Raw genomic sequence first — 16,849 nt, 5'->3', positions numbered from 1 at the left:
TGTTCGCGACGTCGGTGTCAGCAGACCTTGTGCACCCAGTGGTGCGGATCGGGCCCTCGGCCGTACTGGATGTCCAGCAACGCGGTCCGGAGCCGGTGCGTCACCGGACCGGGCTGGCCGTCGCCGATCTGCCAGTCGCCGGTGGTGGACCGCACCGTACCCACCGGCGAGATCACTGCCGCGGTGCCACAGGCGAAGGTTTCGGTGAGCGCGCCGGACGCGCAGTCGGACTGCCACCGCGACGTGCTCATCCGGTCCTCCTCGGCGGCCATGCCCAGCTCTCCGGCCAGGGTCAGCAGCGAGTCGCGGGTGATGCCGGGCAGCAGGGCGCCGGTCAGCTTCGGTGTCACGATCCGCGGGCGGGACCCCCCGTACACGAAGAACAGGTTCATCCCGCCCATCTCCTCGACCCACCTGTGCTCGGCGGCGTCGAGCCACACCACCTGGTCGCATCCCTGTGCGGTGGCCTGCCGGGTGGCGAGGAACGCGCCGGCGTAGTTGCCCGCCGCCTTGGCGTCGCCGGTGCCGCCCGGCGCGGCGCGCACGTAGTCGTCGCACAGCCACACGGTCAGCGCCCGGGGACCGGACGGGCCGAAGTACGGCGCCGCCGGGGACGCGATAACGCAGAAGAGGTAGCTGCTCGACGGATGGGTGAAGCCCAGTCCGGGCTGCGTCGCGATCATGAAGGGCCGCAGGTAGAGGCTGTTGCCGTCGCCCGGCGGCACCCAGTCGCGGTCCTGCGTGACGAGCAGCTCGACGGCCCGCACGAAGGTGTCCACCGGCAGTTCGGGCATCGCCAGCCGACGCGCGGAGCGGTTGAACCGTTCCGCGTTCGCCATCGGCCGGAACAGGGCGATCGAGCCGCTGTCGTGCCGGTACGCCTTCATGCCCTCGAAGACCGCCTGCCCGTAGTGGAACACCGAGGTGGCCGGCGGGAGCGTGAACGGGCCGTACGGCTCCAGCCGCCCGTCGTGCCAGCCGCGTTCCTCGGTCCAGCGCACCGTGACCATGTGGTCGGTGAACTGCCGGCCGAAGCTGGGCTGGGCCAGGGCGGCGGCGCGTTGATCGTCGGACAGGCACTCGCCGTTCGGGCAGATCTCGAACTGGACCACGGCGTCTCCTCAGGTCGCCCGGAACGTACGGACCGCGCTATCCGCGTGCCCTGTCCCGTGAAGGCGGGACAGGGTTCAGGCGGCGGGCTCCACGGGCCTGGGCGGACGCCCTTCGGGAGGCGGGGGCGCGTCGCGAATCATGCCGCCGAGCAGGGCGGCCCGCGTGAGTTCGGCCTTGTTGCCGGCGCCGATCTTTGCGCGGATTCGTTTGACGTAGGTATCCACGGTGTGCGGACTGATTCCGAGCCGGGTGGCGATCTGGCTGTGGGTCAGTCCGCAGGAAATCTGCCGGAGGACCTGCTCCTCTCGCTCCGACAGGTGGTGGGCGGGCGGATCGGCCCGCCGCGCGGCCGACGGCGCGTCGGTCGCGCCGGACGACACGCAGTACCCCGATGTGACGGCCCGGATGGCCTCGACGAGTCGTTCGATCGACTCGCGCTTGCAGATCACTCCGGATGCGCCCGCCTCGAGGTAGCTCGCGCCGTCGTCCTCGTAATTGGCCAGGACCAGGACAGCCGTACTCTTCGCGGCGACGGTGATCTGATCCAATTCGTTCGGCGGCGACAATGCGTCGACGTCGATGAGTACGGCGTCGGCAAGCCAGTTCGGATCCTCGTCCGGCGACGTGCGAACTGCGACGATCTTGATTCCGGCGTTTGTCAGGGTCTGTACGAGGCCAACAAGGAAAATGGGTGAGCTGACCACTAGATCGGTGCGAATCACGCATGTCCCCGCAATCACATGGTTACCGTTTATACGGTTTTGCCATCCGGGTTGGGTTCGGTCTCCTCATTTATCGCCATAGGGCAGAATCGCGTATTCGGTCGAGCGACTGCCGCCGGAAACGGCATCGTCGGCCTGCAACAAGTGATCTATGAGGCCCTATCGACGCTAGCAATGGGCGTGTCCGGCACAGGTCCCTGCTTTGGGGGACGCGTCCTGCCGTACGCCGCCTGACCGGCCCCTCCCTTCACCGCCCGGCACTGATTTGTCCTATTTGGATATCCCCATGACGGACGACCCCCCTGGGACCGTTCGAATAGGATGTGTCGTATTTCGGCGCTGTGTGCGATCCTTGAGCGCCGGCCGGCAGACGCTACAACGGCGCGCGCACATGCTGGATACATCGGACGCACATCGCTCGACTTTCCCCGGTTTCCGGGACGGGCTATGCTCCTCGATCATCGTCAATTTGGATCTCCTCGGCCCCCTGCGGGTGTCGCGTGACGGCGTCGAGGTGCCACTCCCGTCGGTCAAGCAGCGGCTGTTGCTGGCCGGGCTGCTGCTGCGGCCGAACGAGGTGGTCGGCACCGACGAACTGCTCGCCGTCCTGTGGTCGGACGAGCCGCCCGCGTCGGCCACGGCGAACCTTCGGACGTACGTGCACGGGTTGCGGCGGGCGCTGGGCCCCAGCGGACGGGAACGGATCACCGCGACCGCCGGCGGCTACCTGATCCGGCTGTCGCCGGGTGAGCGCGACCTCGACCGGTTCGACGCGGCGGTGGCGCGCGGCCGGGCGTCGCTGGCCGCCGGCGAACCGGAACAGGCAGCCATGCACCTCGCCGACGCGCTGGACATGTGGCGCGGCGCGCCGCTGTCGGACCTGCCGCACAGCCCGCTGCTGGCGCGCAGGATCCGGCGGCTGGTGGAGCGGCGACTGCTCGCCGAGGAGGACCACGCCGCGGCACGGCTGGCCGCGGGCGCGGCGGCGGGGGTCATCGAGCGGCTCCGCGCGCTCGTCGAACAGCATCCGCTGCGGCAGCGGGCGTGGGCGCACCTGATGACCGCGCTCTACCACACGGGCGACGTGTCCGGCGCGCTGGACGCCTTCCAGCAGGCCCGGGGCGCGCTGGCCGAGCAGACCGGGCTGGATCCGGGACCGGAACTGGTCCGGCTGCGCGACGGCATCCTGCACCACCGGCTCGCCTCCGGCGCCCCCGGTCCTGCGATCGGAGGTCCGGCCGCTGGAGGCCCGGCGACCGGAGGTCCGGTCACCGGCAATCCGGCGGCCCGGCAACGGGACGACCGCAGGCCCGCCCAGCTGCCACTGGCCCTGCCCCGTTTCATCGGGCGCGAGCCGGAACTGTCCCGACTCGATCACTGGCTGGACGACGGTACGGCCGGGCCGACCACCGTGGTCATCTCCGCGGTGAGCGGCATGGCCGGCGTCGGCAAGACGGCACTGGCGCTGCGCTGGGCACACCGGGTGGCCGATCGCTTCCCCGACGGCCAGCTGTACCTGAACCTGCGCGGCTACGACGACGTCGACGCCGTGTCCGCTGCGGAGGCGCTGCGCAGTTTCCTGGAGACCCTCGGCGTGTCGGACGCCCGCATACCGACCACCACGGACGCCCGCATCGGGCTGTACCGGAGCCTGCTGGCCACCCGCCGCATGCTGATCCTGCTCGACAACGCCCGCGACTCCGACCAGGTACGCCCACTGCTGCCGGGCACCGGCTTCTGCGCGGTCGTGATCACCAGTCGTGACCAGCTCAACGGCCTGATCAGGGTGGAGGGGGCGAAGCCGCTGACACTGAACGTCCTGACCGAGCAGGAGTCGCGGAATCTCCTGGGCAACTGGCTGGGGGCCGAACGGATCGACGGAGAGCCGGACGCCGTGACCGGCATCATCGACGCCGCCGGGCGCCTGCCCCTCGCCCTGTCGATCGTGGCGGCTCGAATGGCGGCGAAACCCACACTTCCGCTGACCGCCTTCGCCACCGAGCTGCGCCGACACGAGGCGCTACTGGACGCACTCGACGACGGTGACGTCCGGCGCGTCTTCTCCTGGTCGTACCGGGCGCTCAGCGAGCAGGCGGCGGAGCTGTTCCGACTGCTCGGCCTGCATCCCGGGCCGGATCTCACAGCTGGAGTCGCGGCCGCCCTGAGCGGGCAGACGCCGGCCGCCGTCATAGCGCCACTGCGGGAGCTGACCCGGCTGCACTTGTTGACCGAGCACCAGCCAGGCCGGTACGTCCTGCATGACCTGCTCCGCACCTACGCCGCGGAACTGGCCGCGTCCCGTACGCGCGACGACCATCGCCGCGCCGCCTACCAGCGCCTCTACGACCACTACCTGCACCAGGCCTATCCGGCGGCGCGACTGCTGCAGCCGCAGTGGGCGCCGATCCCGCCGATGCCCCAGCTGCCGGACAGCCTCGCCACCCCGCTCGCCGGCCGGCAGGCCGCGCTGGACTGGTTCGCGGCCGAACGCCGGGTGCTGGTGCGCATCGTCCGGCAGGCCGCCGACACCGGTTTCGGCACCTACGCCTGGCAGCTCGCCTGGGCGCTGACCGCGTTCCTGGCACCGCATGGTCTGTGGCAGGACCAGCTCACGGTGCAGCAGATCGCGGTGGCCTCGGCGGAGACGGCCGGCGACCTGGGCGGACAGGCAATGGCCAACCGGATGCTGGCACGCGCCGCACTGCGGCTCAACCGGCACGACGTGGCCGAGCGTCGACTGGAGTGCGCGCTGAAGTTGTACGAGCGGATCGGCGACCTGACCGGCCAGGCGCAGACGCTGCACAGTCGCACGGAACTGGCGTACGAGGTCGGCAAGCCGCAGGACGCGCTCGTCTACGGCCGCCAGGCGTTGCGGCTGCACCGCCTGGCCAACAGCGCCGCCGGTGAGGGGCGCACCTTGAACGCGATCGGGTACATCTACGCCACGACGGGCGAATACGAACTCGCCATCGCCAGTTGCACCGAGGCGCTGGCCCTCCAGGAGAAGATCGACGACCGCAACGGTCAGGCAGCCACCCTGGACAGCCTCGGCTTCGCCCACGAGCGGCTCGGCGCGCACGAGCACGCCGTGGACCTCTACGAACGGTCGATCCGGCTGTTCCGGGACTCCGCCGACCGGTACCACGAGGCGGAGACGCTGGTCCGGCTCGGCGACGTCCGGGCGACGATGGGCGACCTGGCCGCGGCAGGGAAGGCGTGGCGCCGGGCCACCGAGATCTACGACAGCCTCGGCGACCCCGCCGCCGACGACACCCGGAGCCGGCTGGCCCGGCTTGACGGCAAGTGATCTCGGACCCGCGAGGCATCACACCCGGCAACCCGGCCGGCCCGGTGTACCCCTTTCCGGGGACACCTGACATCCCGGCGTACCGGGACCGCACCCTCCCCTAGCCCGGCCACGCACGCGGGCAGCCCCGGCGTCCGAGGGGACGTACGGTGCTCAGCCGACGAGCACCCGGACGCGGATCAACAGGGTCGGCGGCGCCCACTAGACTCTGCGGCATGGCAAAGCCCCAGGAGAAGGTCTCGTTCGGCCAGCGGCTGAAGCAGATCGGGATGGTGTTCAAGTTCACCGCCAAGCAGGACCGGTGGTTCACGCCTCTGGTCGCCGCCGCGGTGCTCATCCCCCTCGCCCTCACCGTGGCCGCGGTCATCCTCTGGAGCTGGATCTGGCTGCCGGTGGGCATCCTGTTCACCCTGCTCGCGGTGCTGATCGTGCTGAACCTGCGGTCCAACAAGGCGATGATGAACGCCGCCGAGGGGCAGCCCGGCGCGGCGGCGCAGATCATGGAGAACATGCGCGGCGACTGGCGGGTGACCCCGGCCGTCAGCTCCACGACCCAGATGGACATGGTGCACCTGGTGATCGGCCGGCCCGGCGTGATCCTGCTGGCCGAGGGCAACCCGCAGCGGGTACGCGGCCTGCTCGGGCAGGAGAAGCGGCGGCTGGCCAAGGTGATCGGCTCCGCTCCCCTGCACGACTACGTGATCGGGCAGGAGGAGGGCGAGCTGCCGGTCCGCAAGCTGCGCACGACCCTGCTGCGGCTGCCCCGCGCGCTCAGCGGCAAGGACGTCAACGCGCTGGACAAGCGGCTCAAGGCACTCACCGCCCGGCCACAGATGCCCAAGGGCGCGATCCCGAAGAACATGCGGCCGCAGGGCGGCGCGTTCCGCCAGTCGCGGGGGCGCTGACACCTCCGACGTACACCGTGTGAGGAGCCGGGCCCACCACGGGCCCGGCTCCCGCGCGTTGTGCCGGCGCTGTCCGGGCGCCGCGGCGGTGGTCAGTCTGCGCCGGACCCGCCCTGTGAGGTCAGGACCGGGGCGCGTCGACGATGACCGAGCCGGTGAGCCGGTCGTGCAGGCCGCGACGGTGCTCGTCCATGATCAGTGCGGGTACGACCAGGGCCAGCAGCACTCCGCGGCCCAACGCCCGGAGCAGGCCGATCCGACCGCCGTCGAGCCAGTTCACGCAGCGGATCTTCGTGATGTACATGCCTGGTGTCTGGGCGAACAGGCCGAGGAAGATGCCGTACTCCAGGATCAGCACCAGCACCGGCGCCCAGCCGTCGCGCACCGGGTCGGCGAAGATGTTTGCCACCAGCAGGCAGAGCACCCAGTCGATGATCAGCGCTCCGAACCGCCGTCCCAGGGTCGGCGGGGTGAAGGTGGGGTCGGTGGCCGGCGCTGCCGGGGCGTGCGGATTGGTCACAGTGATCAAGGGTATCCGTGTCAGAAATCAGGGCCACGAGTACCGCCAGCACCGCGTGCCGAATCGGGCTATTGGCATCAGATGTCATTACACTGCCCCAGCCGGTATCGTGGATCACGCGGTCTGAGTACGTGAACAGGAGCGTTGCTGACGCTCCGGGAGTGACGTAACACGGCAGAAACACAGGAGACATGGCCGGGCAACCCCCCGGCCATAGCGTCGCCGAAAGCCTAGCCACCCCGTTGGACGTGCCAGGAGGATGTGTGTTCGCCAACCCCGAGGAACTGCTGCGATACCTCAAGAACGAGGACGTGAAGTTCGTCGACGTTCGTTTCTGTGACCTGCCCGGCGTGATGCAGCACTTCAACCTGCCGGTCGAGTCTGTCAACGACGACCTCTTCACCGATGGCCTTGCGTTCGACGGTTCGTCGATCCGCGGATTCCAGGCGATCCACGAGTCGGACATGCTCCTGCTCCCGGACGTCGCATCCGCATTCATCGACCCCTTCCGTGCGCAGAAGACCCTCGCGCTCAACTTCTTCATCCACGACCCGTTCACCCGTGAGGCCTACACCCGCGACCCCCGCAACGTCGCGAAGAAGGCCGAGGCGTACCTGGCCGCGAGCGGCATCGCCGACACCGCCTACTTCGGCGCCGAGGCGGAGTTCTACATCTTCGACTCGATCCGCCACGAGACCTCGGCGCACCAGTCGTTCTACTACATCGACTCGGTCGAGGGCGCGTGGAACACCGGCCGCGAGGAGCCGGGCGGCAACCGCGGCTACAAGACCGCGTACAAGGGCGGCTACTTCCCGGTGCCGCCGGTCGACCACTACGCCGACCTGCGCGACTCGATCGTGCGCCGGCTCGTCGACACCGGCTTCACCGTGGAGCGCTCGCACCACGAGGTGGGCACCGCCGGCCAGTCCGAGATCAACTACCGGTTCTCGACGCTGCTGCACGCCGCCGACCAGCTCCAGCTCTTCAAGTACATCGTGAAGAACGAGGCCTGGGCCAACGGCAAGACCGCCACCTTCATGCCCAAGCCGCTGTTCGGTGACAACGGCTCCGGCATGCACACCCACCAGAGCCTCTGGCTCAACGGTGAGCCGCTCTTCTACGACGAGACCGGCTACGCGGGCCTGTCCGACACCGCCCGCTGGTACATCGGCGGTCTGCTGCACCACGCGCCGTCGCTGCTGGCCTTCACCAACCCGACGGTCAACTCGTACCGTCGCCTGGTGCCGGGCTTCGAGGCGCCGGTCAACCTGGTCTACTCGCAGCGCAACCGCTCCGCCTGCACCCGCATCCCGGTGACCGGCAGCAACCCGAAGGCCAAGCGCGTCGAGTTCCGCGTGCCGGACCCGTCGGCCAACGTCTACCTCGCCTTCTCGGCGATGATGATGGCCGGCCTGGACGGCATCAAGAGCAAGATCGAGCCGCCGACGCCGATCGACAAGGACCTCTACGACCTCCCGCCGGAGGAGTGGGGCGACGTCAAGCAGGTGCCGGGCTCGCTGCCGGCCGTGCTCGACTCGCTGGAGGCCGACCACGACTACCTGCTCGACGGTGGCGTCTTCACCCCCGACCTGATCTCCACCTGGGTCGACTGGAAGCGCGCCAACGAGGTCGACCCGGTGCGTCTGCGCCCGACCCCGCACGAGTTCGCCATGTACTACGACTGCTGAGTAGTCGCTACAGCACCGGCCGGGCCGGCTCCGCACCTCGCGGAGCCGGCCCGGCCGTTTGCAACGCCCCGCGCCGAAGATCGTGCTCGATCCTGGATGTTGCACGATCTTGGCGGCGCGCGCGTGTCACGGAGCGTGTTCGGCGGGGCGGGCGCCGGGGCGTACGCGCCGCACGACCACCACCACGAGCAGCGCCGTCATCGCCAGCGCGCCAGGGGCCTTTGTGAAGCGGGCCAGGTTGGTGCCGTCCGGCAGGGCCAGGAACGCCGCCACCGCGGCCGGCACCAGGAACCACGTCGTCCGTGTTGCGGTGAGCGCCAGCAGCGCCAGCGGCCAGGTCGCGTACCAGGGGTGGAAGACCGGGGACAGCACCACGGTGGCGACCAGCGCCAGCGCCGCACCGCTCAGCGCCACCCGGGGGCGAGCCGCCTCGATCCGGGTCACCCGCCGCCGTACGTCGTTCAACCCGCGCAGCGCCTGCCAGGCCCGCCACCACAGCACCACGAGCACTCCGGCGAGCAGCAGCAACGCGACCGCCCGGGCCACCGGCACGGCCTGGGGGTCCCGGCTGACCAGCGCGCCCGCGTAGTCAACGACCAGCCCGACGGCTGTGGGCGGCGACGTCCACTGCTCGGAGTCCCCGCTGTGGGTCAGCCCGCCCACCCAGCCGAACCCGAGGCCGGACAACGCAGACGTGACCAGCACCGCGCCGAGCAGCCCGCCGGCCAGCCAGCCACCGTCGCGCAGCAGCGCCCGCACTGTGTACCGGCCGTGCACGCCGGCCAGTACGGCGAACGGCACCACCACCACGGCGCTGGCCTTCACCGTCACGGCCAGCCCGAGCAGCACCCCGGCGAACAGCAGCGCCGACGGCCGGCCGGGTTGACGGACCACCACCAGCAGCCCGCACAGCAGCAGTCCGAGCATCACCGCGTCGTTGTGCGCGCCAGCCACCAGGTGTACGCCGACCAGCGGTCCGGCCAGCGTCAGCCAGGCCGCCCGCCGGGTCGGCACCCCGACTGCGCGCGCCAACCCGGGCAGGCAGAACGCGGCAAGCAGCAGCCCCGCCACGGCGATCACGCGTAGCAGCACGACAGTGCCGGTGAGCCCACCGCCGAGGCTGACCGCGAGCGCCGCGAGCAGCACGAACACCGGCCCGTACGGTGCCGGGGTGTCCCGCCAGATCGGCGCCACCGTGTCCACCCAGGGGCAGCCCGCCGCCGCCACCCCCACTGTGTACGGGTCGACGCCGTGCGCGTACGTCCAGCCCTGGCAGGCGTACGAGTAGACGTCCCGGCTGCCCAGCGGCGGCGCGACAAGCAGCGGCAGTGCCCACAGCCCGGCGGTGACGTACGCCCAGCGGGTCGACGGCGCACCTGCGCGCAACGACCACCACGCGCCGACCAGCAGCGCGGTGCCGGCGAGCCAGCAGATCAGCGTGGCGGGGCCGCCCGGGGCTCGCCAGATCGACGCGGGTGTGGCGCCGAGCGGGGAGTCGGGCAGCGCCCCGCCGAGATACCCGGCCACGGCGAGCAGAGCGGCACCGGCCAGCCCGCCGTACCGGACAGCCAAAGCCACCCCCGACGAAACAGACGACGGCGGATCAGGCGGCGGCCCGGAGGGCCGGTCGGACGGCGGAGGTGCACCGGGAGCGGTCACCGGCGCACCTTCCCTCAGTCGGTGGCGACCGGCTGCCGGGCCGCCCGAGCCGACCGTACCAACCAGATGACCACCACGATCACCAACAGCGTCATCAGCGGCGCACCGACCGTCTTGGTAAACCGGGGCAGCCCGATGCCGTTGGGCAGCACCAGGAACGACGCGACGAGCGCGACCACGACGAACCAGCCGGTACGCCGGGCGGTGGCAGCCAGTACGAAGAGCGGCCACGTCCAGTACCAGGGATGCACCACGGGTGAGAGTGCGACAGTGACGGCGAGCGCGAGGCCGGCGTAGTACAGCGGGTCGCGGGTTCGTGCCCGCCACCAGAGCCAGACGAGGAGGACGGCCAGCAGCACGACGGCGATCCCGCGGGTCACCGGCAGCGCGTCGACGTGGCCGCCGAACAGTGCCGCGATGTAGCCGATGGTCTGCCCGACGGCAGTCGGCGGGGACGTCCAGGCGACGGCGGCACCGCCCTGGGACAGCCCGCCGACCCAGCCGAAGTCCAGCCCGCCCGCGACTGTCACTGCCACGACGGCGGCGACCGCCCCACCGACCACCCAGCCGCCGTCGCGGATCAGCGTGCGGATCCGGTACGGTCCGGCGGTGGCCGCCAGCGCGGCGAACGGCACCACCACCACGGCGGTGCTCTTGATCGCCACGGCGACGCCGAGCAGTAGGCCGCCGACCAGCAGCATGCCGGGCCGACCCGGGTGGGACGCCACCACTGCGAGCCCACCGACAAGCGCGGCGAGCATCAGCACGTCGTTGTGTGGACCACCGATCAGGTGCGCGGCGATCAGCGGGGAGCCCAGCGCCAGCCACACGGCCCGCTTGGCCGGCACGCCGGCCCGACGCGCCAGCACCGGCAGCGCCCACGCGCTCAGCACCACGCCGACAAGCGACAACGCCCGGAACAGCACGATGCTGGCGGTAAGCGAACCGGTCGCCTTGACGACGGCGCCGGCGATGAGCACGAACAGCGGTCCGTACGGCGCCGGGGTGTCCCGCCAGATGGGGGAAACCGTCTCCAGCCAGGGGCAGGGCAGGGCGGAGACCCCCTGCTCGTACGGACTGATGCCGCCGGCGAAGCTGGCGCCCTGGCAGGTGTACGCGTACACGTCCCGGCTGCCGAAGGGCGGTGCGATCAGCAGCGGCAGCATCCACAGCCCCACCGTGATCAGAGCCCAGCGGGTCGACGGCCCCCCGTCACGCAGAGCCCACCAGGCGTACGCCATGAGGCCGGTGCCGACCAGCCAGGCGGCCAGGATCAGCGGGCCGTTGGTGCCCTGCCAGATGCTGACCGGGGTGCTGCGCAGGGGGCCGCCGGGGAACGCGCCGCCGAGGAAGGCGGACAGCGCGAGCAGCGTCGCGCCGGCCAGGCCGGTCCAGCGCGCGAGGTGGGAAGGCACGTCCGACATGCTGCCAGCACCCGGGTAGGTGCCCGACGGCAGGCACCGTCAGCAGTGGCCCGTTGGCGTGAGGCTGCTGGAGATCGTGTAGTCACCGGGGGTGCGGACGCGCACCTCGGTCCACCCGTCCGCACCGGGCCGTACGCAGCCGTCCGGGCCGGTCAGCGACAGCCAGCGGGACCACCGCACCCGTACCTCCACGTCACCGGGCGTGGCGGTGAGCCGGACCGCGCCCCGGTCGGCGGTGACGAGTTGGCCCGGCGCTCCGACCAGCGGCGTCGGATCGACAACGGCGTACATGCGCCAGGTCGAATCGCTCCAGACCTCCCGCAGGTACGGCAGACCGGTGCGGATCAGCGTTGCCTCGTCGCGCCCCCACCGGTCGGCGGGGGCGTCCGGGGCGATCGCCACGTAGGTCACCGCCTCGTCGCGCAGCCACTGCTCGTAGGTGGCCTCGTTCAGGGTGCCGTCGTAGAACAGCGCGTTGCGATCGCTGTCCACCTGGCGTTCCCAGCCCCGGGCCAGCGGCACTGTCGGTGGCACGTACGCGGATTCCCAGTGGTCACGCAGCGGCACGACCTCGACCCGCCCGATGGGCTGCCGCCGTTCCAGTTCGGCGACGAGCGGCCGGTAGAACGCCGGGGCGCTCTCCGGGGAGCCGGCACGGGTGACGTCGCTGGTCATCACCGGCGACTGCCACCAGACTGTCGCGGCGAGCAGCCCGGCCAGCCAGGGCCCCGGCAGCGCGGCGTAGCCGGCAAGCACGGGCAGCGCGAAGAGCATCGGCAGTCGCAGCGCGTTGGAACCGATAGGGCTGGGCACGTAGTAGGCCCCGACCAGAAGCAGCACGGTGAGCAACGCGCCGACGCGCAACACCCGGCGCCGCCGTGGCAGCACCACGGCCACCAGCACGGCGAGCGCGACGTTTATCCGCATCGATTCGGCCGAGTACGGCTGGGTGCCTCCGTTGCCGAAGAGGACAGCGATCGGCGCCAGGGTGACAGCGGGCGCGACAGCCAGGACGAGCCCTTCGGCGAGGGGTCGCTCTACCCGCCAACCACCCGGCAGTGGGCGCCCCGGCCCGTCCCCGCGACGCACTGCGACAAGCAGCAACGCCGCGCCCGCCAGCCCGGTGAACAGGCCGGCGACAGGGCTCGCCGCCGTGGCGAGGGCAGCGCAGGCAGCCGCGAGCGCCAGCCGAACCGGACGTGGTGGACGGTCCGCGCTTACCGCGCACAGCGCCAGCAGCCCGAACGCCAACCCGACGGCGAAGGTGATCCGGCCGCTCGCCAGGTTGCCGACAAGCACCACGGCACCGAGGAGGCCGGCCAGCAGCGGCCGCCGCGCCCGGTTCCGGATGAACAGCCAGCCCAGCGCCGCCGCACCGACCACAGCGGCGATCGCCCCCAGCGGACGCATCCCGACCAGTGCGCCCAACCTGGCCGTGAACAGGCTGTACCCGTACTGGTTGACGCCGCCGTACCAACCGAGGTCCAGCGGCGCGCCACCGTAGCTGTCGGCGAACTCGGCACGCGCCACCTGGGCGGCGAGGTCGGTGCCCATCCGTGGCGCGACGAGGAACGCGGCGGCGAGTGCCACCGCTGCCCCGGTGACCAGCGCCCAGACCGCGTGCGGTGAGCGGTCGTTTCCGGTGCGCTGCCCGGCGGGGCGGGTCACCGCATCAGGCATTGAGGACCCGTTCGGTGGCGGCGCGGGAGCGGCGGCCGACCCGCAGGTACTCGTCGAGGAACTCCCCCGGGTCGTCGCGGCCGAGCAGCCGCACCACCCCGGCCAGCTCCACCCCGTGCCGGGGCAGTTGGTCGCCGGCCCGGCCGCGGACCAGCATCAGCGCGTTGCGGACCTGCGCGGCCAGGGACCACCCGGCGGCCATCTCCGCGGCGTCCGCCGGGTCGATAAGGCCGGCCCGCTCGGCCGCCGCGAGGGCATCGAGGGTACGCGTGCCGCGCAGCTCCGGTACGTCGCCGGCGTGCCTGAGCTGGACGAGCTGTACCGCCCACTCCACGTCGGCGAGCGCACCGCGTCCCAGCTTCGTGTGGGTGGCCGGGTCGGCGCCCCGGGGCAGTCGCTCGTTCTCCACGCGGGCCTTGATCCGGCGGATCTCGACGATCTGTTCGCGGGTGAGCCCACCGGCCGGGTACCGCACCGGGTCGATCATCGCCTCGAACTCGGCGCCCAGGTCGGCGTCGCCGCACACGAACCGGGCGCGCAGCAGTGCCTGCGCCTCCCACACGCGCGACCAGCGGGCGTAGTACTGGGCGTACGCGGCGAGGCTGCGGACCAGCGGACCCTGCCGGCCCTCCGGGCGCAGGTCGGCGTCGACGCCGAGCGGCGGGTCGGGTGCGGGTACGCCGAGCAGCCGGCGCAGTTCCTCGGCGATCGTCTGTGCGGCGGTTCTGGCGGCTGCCTCGCCGGTGCCGGCGGGTTGGTCGTAGACGAAGAGCACGTCGGCGTCGGAGAGGTAGTTCGACTCGCACCCGCCGAGCCGTCCCATGCCGATCACGGCGAACCGCAGCCCTTCCGGCGTCGGCTGGCTGGCCCGGGCGGCGCGCAGCGCGGCGGCGAGGGTGGCGTCGGTGACGTCGGAAAGCGCCGTGCCGACCTCGGTGATGTCGGCGAGCCCGGCTGGTGGGCGTTTCGCGCCGTCCGGACGGGTGGGGCTGGGTGCGAGCGCGCCGGCCCGACTGAGCACGTCGGCGCAGGCCACCCGGACCAGTTCCCGCCGTCGCAGCGCCCGTACCGCTCGGGTCGCCTCGACGGGGTCGTTGTGCCGGGCCGCCGCCGCGACGAACCCCTCCCGGAGCACCTCACGGGAGCGCGGCGCCAGCTCGTTCTCTTCGGCCAGCAGCCGCAGTGCCTCCGGGTCGCGGGCGAGCAGGTCGGCGGCGTACCGGGACAGGGCCAGGACCCGGGCGAGCCGCCGGGCGACCGGGCCGCCGTCGCGCAGCAGCCGCAGATACCAGGGGGTGCTGCCCAGCTTGTCGGAGACCAGGCGGTAGTTGAGCAGCCCCCGGTCCGGTTCCGGCGCGTCGGCGAACTCGCTGAGCAGCACCGGCAGCAGGGTCCGCTGGATGGCTGCCGTACGGCTCACCCCGCCGGTGAGCGCCTGGAGGTGACGCAGCGCCCCGGCCGGGTCGGCGAAGCCGAGGATCTCCAGCCGGTTCCTCGCCGCCTCCGGGGTCAGCCGCAGCCCGTCGGCCGGCACCCGGGCCACCGACTCCAGCAGCGGCCGGTAGAGCAGTTTGGCGTGCAGCCTGCGTACCTCGGCAGCGTGGGTGACCCATTCGGCCCGGAAGCTCTCCACGGCGCTGCGCCCCGGCGTGGCCGTGAAGCCCAGCGCGGCGGCGAGCCAGCGCAGCGCGCCCGGCTCGGTGGGTACGGTGTGGGTGCGGCGCAGGGCCTGCAGTTGGAGGCGGTGCTCGACGCTGCGCAGGAAGCGGTAGCCGCGCAGCAGCGCCTCGCCGTCGGCCCGACCGACGTAGCCACCGGCGACGAGCGCGCGCAGCGCCGGGATCGTGCCGGGCGCCCGCAGCGTCTCGTCGCCGCGACCGTGTACGAGTTGCAGCAACTGGACGGCGAACTCGATGTCACGCAGCCCACCCGGGCCACGCTTGATCTCGCGTTCCAGCTCCTTCGGCGGGATGTGGTCGATGATCCGGCGGCGCATCGCGCGGACGTCCTCGACCGCCTCGGGGCGTTCGGCAGCCCGCCAGACCAGCGGCGCGAGCTGGTCGATCCACTCCTGGGCCAGCGGCAGGTCACCGGCGGCCGGACGGGCCTTGAGCAGCGCCTGGAACTCCCAGGTGCGCGCCCACCGCCGGTAGTAGGCAAGGTGGCTCGCGAGGGTACGCACCAGGGGGCCACGGTTGCCCTCGGGACGCAGCGCGGCGTCCACCGGCCAGGCGACAAGCCCACAGATGTTGATCAGCCGGGTCGCCACAAGTGTCGCGGCGGGCAGGTCGGCGTCCTCGGCGGCCACGAAGATGACGTCCACGTCGGAGACGTAGTTCAGCTCGCCGCCACCGCACTTGCCCATCGCCACCACCGCGAGGCGGGGCCGTTCGGTGCCGTCGGCCAGCTCCGTGACGGCGATCTCGTACGCCGCGGCGAGCGTCGCGTCGGCAAGCGCGGACAGCGCCGCCATCGTCTGTTCCAGGGCGCGCCCGCCGGTCAGGTCGGCCGCCGCGATCCGCAGCAGAGCCAGCCGGTACGCGGTCCGCAGCGCCGCAACGGGGTTGCCACCGTCGGTAGGCTCCAGCCGGCCCTCGGCCAGCGGTGCGAGCCCGTCCGGTGCGGTCCGCAGCGCCGCGGAGTGCTCGGGATGGGCCACCAGGTGGTCGCCGAGCGCCGACGAGGCGCCGAGCACCGCGATCAGCCGTCGCCGCAGCCCGGGGTCGGTGTGCAGCTCGGCGAGGAGTGGCGACTCGGTGCCGTCGGTGGTGCGGCCTTCGGCCTCCACGATGCGGTGCAGTTGGCGCAGCGCCAGATCCGGATCGGCGGCCCGGGACAGCGCGGCGAGCAGTTCACCGGCCCGCTCGTCGACAGGCTCCTGTTCGACCGGCAGCCACAGGCGCAGCCCGTCCGGGCCGAGCAGGTCGGCGGCGCGTGCCCCGCCGTCGCCCTCGGCGGCGCCGAAGCCGTAGCGCGCGAGCCGGCCCGGCGTCCTGGTCGGCCGGCTCATCAGTGCCCGAGCAGCGGCAGGCCGCGCCGCGTCGTGCTGTCGTCCAGCTCGCCGAGGGCCAGTGCGGCGAACCGGGCGGCGAACGGCTGCCAGACCTCCTCGACGTCGACCATCACCGCGTCGCAGGCCGCCACCACAAGCTCCGGGTCGTAGCCCAGCTCGGCGAGAAGGGCCGAGTCGGCCGCCCAGTCGGCGATCATCGCGGTGTCGCATTCGATGTGGAACTGGAGGCCCCAGGCCCGGTCACCGAGCCGGAACGCCTGATGCGGGTAGCGGGTCGACGCGGCCAGCAGGGTGGCGCCCCGGGGCAGCTCGGTGATCTCGTCGGAGTGCCACTGGAGGACGTCCGGGATCAGCGGGACGTACCGGAACAGCGGGTCACCCTCGGCGGCGTCGCGCCGGCCGACCACGCCGGGGCCGATCTCCGGCCCGGACGGACTCCGTTCGACGAGGCCTGCGTGCGCGGTGGCGAGCAGTTGCGCGCCCAGGCAGACGGCAAGGGTGGGCACCCGGTAGCGGACCGCCTTGCGCAGCAGGCCCTCCACCGCGGGAAACCAGGGTGCGCCGGGCGAGCCGTCCGCAAGCGGGTACGCCTGCTGGTCGCCGCCGAGCACCACGAGCGCCGCGTACCCCTCCAGGTCGGCGGGTAGCTCGTCACCGGCGTGCGGGCGGACCACCTCCAGTTCCAGCCCTGCCTCGGTCAGCCACTCACCCAGCCGGCGCGCGTCGTCCGTCGGGTCGTTCTCGATAACCAGCGCGGTTGCCACCCGTCGAGGCTATCCGGTGCGCCCAGTGGTGCCACTCCCCGGCACGGGCACGCG

11 protein-coding genes are annotated in these 16,849 nt (G+C 72.1%); 3 read left to right on the top strand and 8 right to left on the bottom strand.

Annotation, left to right across the window (positions count from 1 at the left end):
- Positions 1–17: 17 nt before the first annotated feature.
- A complete protein-coding gene (locus tag F4558_RS03710) occupies positions 18–1,112 on the bottom strand; it encodes a branched-chain amino acid aminotransferase (RefSeq protein WP_053653236.1) in 1,095 nt (364 codons plus the stop codon).
- 75 nt (positions 1,113–1,187) lie between these two features.
- On the bottom strand, positions 1,188–1,835 hold the full coding sequence (locus tag F4558_RS03705; RefSeq protein ID WP_167943208.1) for a response regulator transcription factor: 648 nt from the start codon (positions 1,833–1,835) through the stop codon (positions 1,188–1,190).
- Positions 1,836–2,304: 469 nt separating this feature from the next.
- Between F4558_RS03705 and F4558_RS03700 the strand changes: the two genes are divergently transcribed.
- Both F4558_RS03700 and F4558_RS03695 read left to right on the top strand, forming a co-directional pair.
- Positions 2,305–5,142, top strand: a complete 2,838-nt coding sequence (locus F4558_RS03700) for an AfsR/SARP family transcriptional regulator (RefSeq protein ID WP_245241261.1) — start codon at positions 2,305–2,307, stop codon at positions 5,140–5,142.
- Between the two features lie 215 nt (positions 5,143–5,357).
- Positions 5,358–6,047: a DUF4191 domain-containing protein gene (locus F4558_RS03695; protein ID WP_053653235.1), complete on the top strand. Its 690-nt coding sequence runs from the start codon at positions 5,358–5,360 to the stop codon at positions 6,045–6,047.
- Between the two features lie 121 nt (positions 6,048–6,168).
- On the opposite strand, the gene F4558_RS03690 is transcribed toward F4558_RS03695, so the two are convergent.
- Positions 6,169–6,567, bottom strand: a complete 399-nt coding sequence (locus F4558_RS03690; RefSeq protein ID WP_053653265.1) for an RDD family protein — start codon at positions 6,565–6,567, stop codon at positions 6,169–6,171.
- 263 nt (positions 6,568–6,830) lie between these two features.
- Between F4558_RS03690 and glnA the strand changes: the two genes are divergently transcribed.
- Positions 6,831–8,255, top strand: coding sequence for a type I glutamate--ammonia ligase (gene glnA / locus F4558_RS03685; protein WP_053653234.1), 1,425 nt, complete (start codon positions 6,831–6,833; stop codon positions 8,253–8,255).
- 126 nt (positions 8,256–8,381) lie between these two features.
- On the opposite strand, the gene mptB (F4558_RS03680) is transcribed toward glnA, so the two are convergent.
- The 5 genes from mptB (F4558_RS03680) to F4558_RS03660 all read right to left on the bottom strand — a co-directional run bounded on the left by mptB (F4558_RS03680) (position 8,382) and on the right by F4558_RS03660 (position 16,795).
- A complete protein-coding gene (gene mptB / locus F4558_RS03680; protein WP_312877267.1) occupies positions 8,382–9,833 on the bottom strand; it encodes a polyprenol phosphomannose-dependent alpha 1,6 mannosyltransferase MptB in 1,452 nt (483 codons plus the stop codon).
- Between the two features lie 95 nt (positions 9,834–9,928).
- Complete coding sequence (gene mptB, locus F4558_RS03675) at positions 9,929–11,329, bottom strand: polyprenol phosphomannose-dependent alpha 1,6 mannosyltransferase MptB (RefSeq protein ID WP_312877266.1); 1,401 nt, start codon at positions 11,327–11,329, stop codon at positions 9,929–9,931.
- Between the two features lie 48 nt (positions 11,330–11,377).
- Positions 11,378–13,018 carry a hypothetical protein gene (locus F4558_RS03670; RefSeq protein WP_245241260.1) on the bottom strand — a complete coding sequence of 547 codons (1,641 nt, stop codon included), beginning with the start codon at positions 13,016–13,018 and terminating at the stop codon, positions 11,378–11,380.
- Entirely contained in the window at positions 13,011–16,028 is a 3,018-nt protein-coding gene (locus tag F4558_RS03665; protein WP_167943204.1) for a bifunctional [glutamine synthetase] adenylyltransferase/[glutamine synthetase]-adenylyl-L-tyrosine phosphorylase, read from the bottom strand. The genes F4558_RS03670 and F4558_RS03665 overlap by 8 nt, the downstream gene beginning before the upstream one ends.
- Positions 16,028–16,795, bottom strand: a complete 768-nt coding sequence (locus tag F4558_RS03660; RefSeq protein ID WP_167943203.1) for a type 1 glutamine amidotransferase — start codon at positions 16,793–16,795, stop codon at positions 16,028–16,030. Before F4558_RS03660 ends, F4558_RS03665 begins: the two co-directional genes overlap by 1 nt.
- Positions 16,796–16,849: the final 54 nt, after the last annotated feature.

Origin of the sequence: Micromonospora profundi, assembly GCF_011927785.1 — a bacterium.
Lineage (GTDB): Bacteria > Actinomycetota > Actinomycetes > Mycobacteriales > Micromonosporaceae > Micromonospora > Micromonospora profundi.
The sequence above is the reverse complement of the archived record's forward strand: the minus strand, read 5'-3'. Positions and strand labels throughout refer to the sequence as shown.

Excerpts from the sequence above, each read along its gene's own strand:
- F4558_RS03695 (WP_053653235.1), top strand. The coding sequence starts at position 5,358 with ATGGCAAAGCCCCAGGAGAAGGTCTCGTTCGGCCAGCGGCTGAAGCAG.
- F4558_RS03665 (WP_167943204.1), bottom strand. The coding sequence starts at position 16,028 with ATGAGCCGGCCGACCAGGACGCCGGGCCGGCTCGCGCGCTACGGCTTC.
- F4558_RS03670 (WP_245241260.1), bottom strand. The coding sequence starts at position 13,018 with ATGCCTGATGCGGTGACCCGCCCCGCCGGGCAGCGCACCGGAAACGAC.